Genomic DNA, 8,473 nt, shown 5'->3' with positions numbered 1-8,473 from the left:
GGTTTGTCAGCCCGTCCGGCGTTTGAGGACAAGGCCCGTTCAGGGCCGGAGCGGGGGTCTGGGGGCGCAGCCCCCAGGGATGGGAATGGGTAGGGGCGGCGGGGGCGAGAAACCCCTCATGCGCTCGGCGTCTCGGTCGACTCCGTTGCCGTCCATGCCGCGCAGAACAGGACAAGTTTTGATGTGAAGTTGATCCACAGCAACAGGGCGACCGGGACGCCGAACGCGCCGTACATGCTCTTCGCCGCCACGCCCTGCATGTAGCTGCTCAGCAGCAGCTTCAGGAGTTCGAAACCCGCCGCTCCGATCAGCGCCGCGACGAGCAGGCGACGCCTGGTCGGCTCCACACCCGGCAGCAGGGTCAGGACGTACAGGAGGAGCAGGAAGTCGGCGAGTACGGCGACGCCGAACGCGGTGACACGCAGGAGCACCGCACCCCAGCCCGCCTCGTCGATCCCCAGCCCCCGCGCGGCCCAGCCGACCGCCGCAGAGGCCACGGTGGACGCGGCGATCGTGACGAGCACGGCGCCGCCGAGTCCCACCAGCACACCGGTGTCCTTCACCTTCCGCAGGACAGGGTTCCCCTCGTCGTCCGGAAGTTCCCACACCGCCCGAAGACACTCCCGCATCGAGCCGACCCACCCGATCCCCGTGAACAGCAGCACCGCCCCCGCGATCACCCCGATCGTGCCCGCGTTCTGGACCAGCCCGTCGATGTTCAGCTGCTCGGAGATGCCGGGCACCTGCTCGGCGATCTTGTCCTCCAGCTCGTTCTGCCGCGAGGTGCTGAGCGTCGCCGCGGCGATCGCGGCGGCCACGGTGAGCAGCGGGAAGAGTGCCACGAAGCTGATGAAGGTCATCGCCGCCGCCAGCCGCGTCCACTTCACGCGGTCCAGTCGCTCGTACGACCGCCACGCGTGCGTGGCCATCAGGCGGACGACGATCGGTCCGACGCCGGGGAGCTTCTTCAGCCAGTCCATAGCCATAGTGAGCTTGTACCCCGGAAACGTTGGCCCGTGGCCGGTTCTACCTGGTCGGAAGGGTGCCGCGCTCCACATGGGTGGGCTGCGGCGGTACGACGGTCCCGCCGAAGGTGAACTCGCGCAGCTTGCGCCACACCGCGTCGGCCCCCTGCTCGTAGAGCGCGAAGCCGGTGCAGGGCCAGTCGGCCTCGTAGTCGGCGAGTTCCGCGAAGGCGCGGTCCATCGCCTCCTCGGTGATGCTGTGCGCGACCGTCACATGCGGGTGGTACGGGAACTGGAGTTCGCGTGCCACGGGACCGGAGGCGTCACGGACCTGCTTCTGCAGCCAGGTGCAGGCTTCCGCGCCCTCGACGATCTGGACGAACACGACGGGCGACACCGGCCGGAAGGTGCCGGTGCCGGAGAGCCGCAGCGGGAAGGGGCGGCCGGCGGCGGCCACCTCCACGAGGTGCGCCTCGATGGCGGGCAGCGCCGCCGAGTCGACTTCCGTGGGCGGCAACAGGGTGACGTGGGTGGGGATGCCGTGAGCAGCGGCGTCGCCGAAGCCCGCACGCCGCTCCTGGAGCAGGCTGCCGTGAGGCTCCGGGACCGCGATCGACACACCGATCGTTACGGTCCCCACGTCGTCTCCTGTTCGTCGTCTCGGTGTTGCTCATGTCAGTCGGCTATCGACTGTACGGGCAGGGCGGGTCTGCGGGCAGGCGCACGCGTAGTGATGTGCAGCGCTCTGATGCCCCGTTGTGCGCCGTGCGGTGGTACGGATTCGGGTGGTGGTACGGGTGCCGGTACGGGTCAGTGCTTCGCCGGGAGGAAACCGACCCGCTCGTACGCCTGGGCGAGCGTCTCCGCGGCGACCGCCCGTGCCTTCTCCGCGCCCTTGGCGAGGATCGAGTCGAGTGTCTCCGGGTCGTCCAGATACTGCTGGGTGCGCTCCCGGAACGGCGTCACGAAGTCGACCACGACCTCGGCGAGGTCCACCTTGAGCGCACCGTAGCCCTTACCGTCGTATTTCTGCTCGAGTTCGGCGATGTCCATGCCCGTGAGGGTCGAGTAGATGCCGAGCAGGTTGCTGACGCCGGGCTTCTCGGCGGGGTCGAAGCGGATCACGGTGTCCGTGTCCGTGACCGCGCTCTTGACCTTCTTGGCGGTGGCCTTCGGGTCGTCGAGGAGGTTGATGAGGCCTTTGGGCGTCGACGCCGACTTGCTCATCTTGATCGACGGGTCCTGAAGGTCGTAGATCTTCGCCGTCTCCTTCAGGATGTACGGCTTCGGGATCGTGAAGGTCGCGCCGAACCGGCCGTTGAAGCGCTCGGCGAGGTCGCGGGTCAGCTCGATGTGCTGGCGCTGGTCCTCGCCGACGGGGACCTCGTTGGCCTGGTAGAGCAGGATGTCCGCGACCTGGAGGATCGGGTACGTGAACAGGCCGACGCTCGCGCTCTCGGCGCCCTGTCTGGCGGACTTGTCCTTGAACTGCGTCATACGGCTGGCCTCGCCGAAGCCGGTGAGGCAGTTCATGATCCAAGCGAGCTGGGCGTGTTCGGGGACGTGGCTCTGGACGAACAGCGTGCAGCGCTCGGGGTCGAGGCCGGCGGCGAGGAGCTGGGCGGTGGCCAGGCGGGTGTTGGCCGTCAGCTCCTTCGGGTCTTGCGGGATCGTGATCGCGTGCAGGTCGACGACCATGTAGAAGGCGTCGTGGGTCTCCTGGAGGGCGACCCACTGGCGTACGGCGCCGAGGTAGTTGCCGAGGTGGAACGAGCCGGCGGTGGGCTGGATTCCGGAGAGCACGCGGGGACGATCTGAGGCCATGTTTTTTATTGTCTCAGAGGTGTGGGGTGGTTTCGGTACGCGGGGAGCTGCCAGCCGGTGGGGGCTTGTCGCGCCCCGCGGCGGAGCCGCAAATGGATGCGGCCCCGCGCCCCTAGAAGCAGCTCAGCCCAGGTCGATCTCGGGGTACAGGGGGAAGCCTGCCACCAGGTCTGTTGCCCTCTGGGAGATTTCCTCCGACACCTTCTCGTCCAGGACGTGGGACGCCTTGCTCGGCGCGCCCGACTTCGTCGTGCCCGGCTCGGCCGCCGTGAGGACTCGGTCGATCAGGGACGCGACTTCGTCCATCTCCGCCGTGCCCAGGCCCCGCGTGGTGAGCGCCGGGGTGCCGATGCGGATGCCCGAGGTGTACCAGGCGCCGTTCGGGTCGGACGGGATGGCGTTGCGGTTGGTGACGATGCCCGAGTCGAGGAGGGCGGTCTCGGCCTGGCGGCCGGTGAGGCCGTAGGAGGAGGCGACGTCGATCAGGTTGAGGTGGTTGTCCGTACCGCCGGTCACCAGGGTCGCGCCCCGGCTCATCAGGCCTTCCGCCAAGGCCCGGGAGTTGTCGACGATGCGCTGGGCGTAGTCCTGGAAGGCGGGCTGCCTGGCCTCCGCCAGGGCCACCGCCTTCGCCGCCATCACGTGCGGGAGCGGACCGCCGAGGACCATCGGGCAGCCCCGGTCGACCTGGTCCTTGAGGGAGTCGTCGCACAGGACCATGCCGCCGCGCGGGCCGCGCAGCGACTTGTGCGTGGTGGTCGTCACGATCTGGGCGTGCGGGACCGGGTCGAAGTCGCCGGTCAGGACCTTGCCCGCGACCAGGCCCGCGAAGTGGGCCATGTCGACCATGAGCGTCGCGCCGACCTCGTCGGCGATCTCGCGCATGATCCGGAAGTTCACCAGACGGGGGTACGCGGAGTAGCCCGCCACGATGATCAGCGGCTTGAACTCGCGGGCCGACGTGCGCAGCGCCTCGTAGTCGATCAGGCCGGTCGCCGGGTCCGTGCCGTACGACCGCTGGTCGAACATCTTGCCGGAGATGTTGGGGCGGAAGCCGTGGGTGAGGTGGCCGCCCGCGTCCAGGGACATGCCGAGCATGCGCTGGTTGCCGAAGGCCCGGCGCAGCTCGGCCCAGTCGGCGTCGGAGAGGTCGTTGATCTGGCGGACGCCGGTCTTCTCCAGGAAGGGCGCCTCGACGCGGTCGGCGAGGACGGCCCAGAAGGCGACGAGGTTGGCGTCGATGCCGGAGTGCGGCTGTACGTAGGCGTGCCGGGCGCCGAAGAGTTCGCGGGCGTGCTCGGCGGCGAGGGACTCGACGGTGTCGACGTTGCGACAGCCGGCGTAGAAGCGGCGGCCGACGGTGCCCTCGGCGTACTTGTCGCTGAACCAGTTGCCCATCGCGAGGAGGGTGGCCGGAGAGGCGTAGTTCTCGGAGGCGATCAGCTTGAGCATCTCGCGCTGGTCGTGGACTTCCTGGCCGATGGCGTCGGCGACGCGCGGCTCGACGGCGCGGATCACGTCGAGGGCGGCGCGGAAGGCGGTGGACTCGGTGGAGAGGGGCTGCTGCTCGGACATTCGTCGGCCTCCGGGTGGCGTGGGTGCTGGACAGCGGTCACGGGTTCACGGCTCGGCCCAGGCGCACGGCACTTGATCACTCCCAGGCCGCTCCCCGATGGTCCGTCCCATCCCAGCGCGCCAGTCACGGCCCGTCGGCCAGCCTACCGGGCACGACATGGGCCCAAGGTGCCGCGTCCACCATGCGAGCGACGATAGAAGGGAGGGGGACGGCAGGGCATTCGCACCCCGGGAGGTCCTGTGACCACCACGCCCACCACCGAAGCGCTCATCGCGGCGGCCGACGCGCACAGCGCGCACACCTACGCCCCCTTGCCGGTCGTGGTCGCCACCGCGGACGGTGCCTGGATGACGGATGTCGAGGGCCGCCGCTATCTGGACCTGCTGGCCGGTTACTCCGCGCTGAACTTCGGTCACGGAAACCGGCGGCTGCTCGACGCGGCGAAGGCCCAGCTGGAACGCGTGACGTTGACGTCCCGGGCCTTTCACCACGACCGGTTCGCCGCGTTCTGTACGGAGCTGGCGGCGCTGTGCGGCATGGAGACGGTACTGCCGATGAACACGGGCACGGAGGCCGTGGAGACCGCGGTGAAGACCGCCCGGAAGTGGGGGTACCGGGTCAAGGGCGTGCCGGACGGAATCGCGAAGATCGTGGTCGCGGCGGGCAACTTCCACGGCCGTACGACGACGGTGATCAGCTTCTCGACGGACTCGGCGGCACGGGCGGACTTCGGCCCGTACACGCCGGGTTTCGAGATCGTGCCGTACGGCGATCTGACCGCCCTGCGTTCCGCGGTCGCCGAGAACACGGTGGCCGTGCTGCTGGAGCCGATCCAGGGCGAGGCGGGGGTACGGGTGCCGCCGGCCGGTTATCTGCGGGGCGTACGGGAGCTGACGCGGGAGCGGGACGTGCTGTTCGTGGCGGACGAGATCCAGTCGGGGCTGGGCCGGACAGGCCGTACCTTCGCGTGCGAGCACGAGGGTGTGGTGCCGGACGTCTACGTTCTGGGGAAGGCGCTCGGGGGCGGGATCGTGCCGGTGTCGGCGGTGGTGTCCTCGCGGGCGGTGCTCGGGGTGTTCCGGCCGGGTGAGCACGGGTCGACGTTCGGCGGGAACCCGCTGGCGTGCGCGGTGGCGCTGGAGGTGATCGCGATGCTCAGGTCCGGCGAGTACCAGGCACGGGCGACGGAGCTGGGCGCGCATCTGCACCGGGAGCTGGGGGCACTGGCCGGGACCGGCGCGCTGACGGAGGTGCGCGGGCGGGGCCTCTGGGCGGGCATCGACATCGCACCGGCGTACGGCACGGGCCGGGAGGTCTCCGAGCGGCTGATGGACCGGGGCGTCCTGGTGAAGGACACCCACGGCCCGACGATCCGCCTCGCACCGCCCCTCGTCATCTCCAAGGAGGATCTGGACTGGGGGCTGGCGCAGCTGCGGGGCGTACTGAGCGGATGAGAACCGGGGGCTAAAGGATCACGTGGGGCAGGAAGCGGGCGTACTCGTCCGTGATCGGGCCCGAGGACTCGCGGATGCCGAGGCCCGCCGACTCGTCCTCCACGACCCACGCGCCCAGGACGACCCGGTTGCCGTCGAAGTCGGGCAGGGGGGCCAACTCCTGGTAGCAGCAGGGTTCTTCGACGTCAGGTGCGGCAGGACTGGCGGCGGTGTTCGGCTCGTGGATCGTGACGCCCGCGCCCTCCCTGCCCAGCAGCGGCTTGGTCACGTAACCGGTCGTGTGCGCCAGTTCCCGTGGGCCGTCCAGGTAGGCGGGGAGGAGGTTCGGGTGGCCGGGGTACAGCTCCCAGAGGATCGCGAGCAGCGCCTTGTTGCTGAGCAGCATCTTCCAGGCGGGCTCGATCCACAGCGTCGTACCCGTGCCGCCGCCGTTGTCCAGGGTGTCGAGGACGTGATCCGCGAACTTGTCGGTGGTGAGCCATTCCCAGGGGTACAGCTTGAAGCAGCTGCGGATGAAGCGGAGTTGGTTGTCGACGAAGCGGCCGGAGAGGGAGTCCCAGCCGATCTCCTCCACGGCGAGCCAGTCGGTGTCGAGGCCCGCCTGCTCCGCCGTCTCCTTCAGATAGGCCACCGTCATCAGGTCCTCGCCCAGTTCGTCGGCGGCGGAGTGCGCGAAGTGGAGGGGGCTGCCGGGCGGGAGGAGGGCGGCCTGCTTCTTCCAGGCGGCGATCAGGCGTTCGTGGAGGGAGTTCCACTGGTCGGCGCCCGGGAAGCGGTCCTCCATCCAGAACCACTGGGGTGAGGCGGCCTCCACGAGGGAGGTGGGGGTGTCGGCGTTGTACTCGAGGAGCTTCGCAGGACCGCCCGAGCCGTCTGTTCCGCCCGTGCGGCCGTCGTACCGGAGGTCGAAACGGCCGTAGACGGACGGGAGTTCGGCACGGCGGTGCCAGGCCTCGGCGACCGCTGCCACGATGCGCGGGTCGGTGATGCCGAGGTCCGTGAAGCGGTTCGCGCTGACGATGTGCTCGGCGGCGGCGAGGCACATGCCGTGGAGTTCCTCGACGACCTCCTCCAGCGCCTCCACCTCCGGGAGCGAGAAGACGTAGTACGCGCTCTCGTCCCAGTAGGGGCGCAGGGTGCCGTCGGGGTGGCGGGTGAGCGGGTAGATCAGCCCCTGTTCCTCGACGGTTCGCTGCCAGTCGGGGCGGGGTTCGATCGTGCGGCGCTCCATGTCGGGGCTCAGCCGCCCGAGCTGGTGTCGCCGCCGCCGAAGCCACCGCGGTGTACGCCGGTGCTGGAACCGTCGTCGCCCGAACTGCCGCTGCTCTTGCCGGACTTGGTGAAGGAGCCGCCCTTGACCCAGCCGGACTTCTTCTTGCCGCCGTAGTAGTAGGCGCCGTTGGTGCTCGTGACGGTCTTGCAGTTCTTGTCGGCGACGACCTTGTAGCCCTTGGCGGCCTTGTAGCTGTCGCGGTCGACGCAGCGCTTGTCGGGGTCGTCCGAGGAGCAGGCGGTGAGGGCGGCGGCGAGCAGGCCCATGCCGCCCAGTACGACGGTGCCTGAGCGGAGTTGTCCGCGTGACTGTCTGCGTGCGTCGGCCATGTTCGTGTCTCCCCGTTGGTGTCTCGCCAGGCTTGAAGTTCGCCCAGCTTAAAGATCGTTCAAGGACAGGTGTACGCCTGCCCCCTGTGCCTCCCGTGCCTCCCGTCCACCTAGAGTCACTTTGTGCTCTTTGGAATGGTGTGCGCGCTCGGCGCGGCGGTCTGCTTCGGTACGGCGACGGTGTTGCAGGCGATGGCCGCGCGGGCGGCTGCCGAAGCCCCTGGCCGAGGTGGCGACGCCGCGCTGCTGCTGCGGGCGGTGCGGCAGTGGCGGTACATCGCCGGGCTGGCCCTGGACGGCCTCGGCTTCGTCTTCCAGGTCGCCGCGCTGCGGTCCGTTCCGATCTACGCGGTCGGCGCGGCGTTGGCCGCGAGTCTCGCCGTCACCGCCGTGGTCGCCGCCCGGTTGCTGCGGGTGCGGCTGAGCGGGATGGAGTGGGGCGCGGTCGGGGTGGTGTGCGCCGGGCTGGGGATGCTGGGGCTCGCCTCGGGGACGGAGGGGGAGCGGGCGGGGTCGGACGCGCTGAGGTACGCGATGCTCGCGACCGCGGTGGGTGTGCTGGTGCTGGGGTTGCTGGGCGGGCGGTTGCCGGAGCGGGGGCGGGGGTTGGTGCTCGGTTTGGGGGCGGGGTTCGGGTTCGGGGTGGTCGAGGTGTCGGTGCGGCTCATCGATGAGGTGTCGGTGGGGGCGTTGGTGGCGAACGTGGCGACGTATGCGCTGGTGGTGGGGGGTGGGGCGGCGTTTCTGGCGTTGACGTCGGGGTTGCAGCGGGGGGCTGTGACCGTGCCGACGGCGGGGATGGTCATCGGGGAGACGATCGGGCCGGCGGTGATCGGGGTGGTGTGGCTGGGGGACCGCACACGGGAGGGGTTGGGATGGCTGGCGGTGATGGGCTTCGGGGTGGCTGTGGCGGGGGCCCTGGCGCTGGCCCGCTTCGGCGAGGCCCCGGAGTGAGACTCGCCCCCGCCGCCCCTACCCATTCCCATCCCTGGGGGCTGCGCCCCCAGACCCCCCTTCGTCCTCAAACGCCCGACGGGCTGACTACCCAGCCC

The 8,473-nt window shown here is 70.0% G+C and carries 8 protein-coding genes and 1 riboswitch; of the genes, 2 read left to right on the top strand and 6 right to left on the bottom strand.

All coding sequences use genetic code 11. From position 1 onward, the window contains the following. Positions 1-116: 116 nt before the first annotated feature. From ACWCRB_RS47465 to ACWCRB_RS47450, 4 genes are all read right to left on the bottom strand, one after another. Positions 117-980, bottom strand: coding sequence for a YihY/virulence factor BrkB family protein (locus tag ACWCRB_RS47465; RefSeq protein WP_451002016.1), 864 nt, complete (start codon positions 978-980; stop codon positions 117-119). Positions 981-1,026: 46 nt separating this feature from the next. Beyond that, positions 1,027-1,605, bottom strand: coding sequence for a 2'-5' RNA ligase family protein (locus ACWCRB_RS47460; protein ID WP_451002014.1), 579 nt, complete (start codon positions 1,603-1,605; stop codon positions 1,027-1,029). Positions 1,606-1,775: 170 nt separating this feature from the next. Further along, complete coding sequence (gene trpS / locus ACWCRB_RS47455; RefSeq protein ID WP_369030691.1) at positions 1,776-2,789, bottom strand: tryptophan--tRNA ligase; 1,014 nt, start codon at positions 2,787-2,789, stop codon at positions 1,776-1,778. Between the two features lie 123 nt (positions 2,790-2,912). Then, positions 2,913-4,364, bottom strand: a complete 1,452-nt coding sequence (locus ACWCRB_RS47450; protein WP_451002013.1) for a glycine hydroxymethyltransferase — start codon at positions 4,362-4,364, stop codon at positions 2,913-2,915. Positions 4,365-4,412: 48 nt separating this feature from the next. Then, positions 4,413-4,502, bottom strand: a riboswitch (ZMP/ZTP riboswitch). A 102-nt stretch (positions 4,503-4,604) separates the two neighbouring features. Between ACWCRB_RS47450 and rocD the strand changes: the two genes are divergently transcribed. Continuing rightward, positions 4,605-5,819 (top strand): ornithine--oxo-acid transaminase, encoded by a 1,215-nt coding sequence (rocD, locus tag ACWCRB_RS47445; protein ID WP_451002012.1) that lies wholly within the window; start codon positions 4,605-4,607, stop codon positions 5,817-5,819. 10 nt (positions 5,820-5,829) lie between these two features. Here the strand turns inward: rocD and ACWCRB_RS47440 are convergent, their stop codons facing one another. Together ACWCRB_RS47440 and ACWCRB_RS47435 are read right to left on the bottom strand one after the other, a co-directional pair. Continuing rightward, positions 5,830-7,050, bottom strand: a complete 1,221-nt coding sequence (locus ACWCRB_RS47440) for a glutathionylspermidine synthase family protein (RefSeq protein WP_451002011.1) — start codon at positions 7,048-7,050, stop codon at positions 5,830-5,832. A gap of 8 nt (positions 7,051-7,058) precedes the next feature. Next, positions 7,059-7,421: a hypothetical protein gene (locus ACWCRB_RS47435; protein ID WP_451002010.1), complete on the bottom strand. Its 363-nt coding sequence runs from the start codon at positions 7,419-7,421 to the stop codon at positions 7,059-7,061. Between the two features lie 135 nt (positions 7,422-7,556). On the opposite strand from ACWCRB_RS47435, the gene ACWCRB_RS47430 reads away from it, so the two are divergent. After that, complete coding sequence (locus ACWCRB_RS47430; RefSeq protein WP_451002015.1) at positions 7,557-8,375, top strand: hypothetical protein; 819 nt, start codon at positions 7,557-7,559, stop codon at positions 8,373-8,375. Positions 8,376-8,473: the final 98 nt, after the last annotated feature.

The organism is Streptomyces sp. NPDC002156 (assembly GCF_053593675.1).
Note: the sequence above shows the minus strand (reverse complement) of the source record. Positions and strands in the feature narration are given on the sequence as shown.